Origin of the sequence: Enterococcus sp. 3H8_DIV0648 (assembly GCF_002140655.1) — a bacterium.
Taxonomy (GTDB): domain Bacteria; phylum Bacillota; class Bacilli; order Lactobacillales; family Enterococcaceae; genus Enterococcus_A; species Enterococcus_A hulanensis.
This window is the reverse complement of the sequence record NZ_NGLG01000005.1, coordinates 6,446-6,874: the sequence shown is the minus strand read 5'-3', so window position 1 is coordinate 6,874 and position 429 is coordinate 6,446. Positions and strand designations below refer to the sequence as shown.

Sequence of the window (429 nt, the reverse complement as noted above, 5' to 3'; positions counted from 1 at the left end):
ACTTATACGAAGAGATGCTAATTCAGAAGCGGAGCCTTTGAGAAATGTCAAAGTAAATATTTATGGTGTCAATAGTGAAACTTCGGAACGATATTTACTTAAAACCATAGAGAAATGTGATAGTAACGGGACAATTTCTACGGAAAAACTAACTACCCCAAAAAGAATTGATCAAGTGCAGTTTCAATACTATTTTGGAAACGATGATCAAGGCTACATTATCAGTCTTAGAAATTACAGGTACAATGCCAACCATACAAGAAATATTCCAGCAAATCGTGTGATAAATACAATTAGAACGACATCTATTTATGGATCTACGTTAGATGCGGAGTTTTATTCTAAGATAACTCGATTAAGTAACGTATATCGTGATATTTATCAAGATCAAAAATTGGCTATTGAAAAGGCAAGGCCTTATATAAATAC

The 429-nt window shown here is 32.9% G+C and carries 1 protein-coding gene; it reads left to right on the top strand.

Features of this window, described 5'->3' with window-relative positions; all coding sequences use genetic code 11:
• Positions 1-37: 37 nt before the first annotated feature.
• On the top strand, positions 38-429 hold a 392-nt coding region (locus tag A5875_RS24060), incomplete at its 3' end, for a hypothetical protein (RefSeq protein ID WP_217809368.1).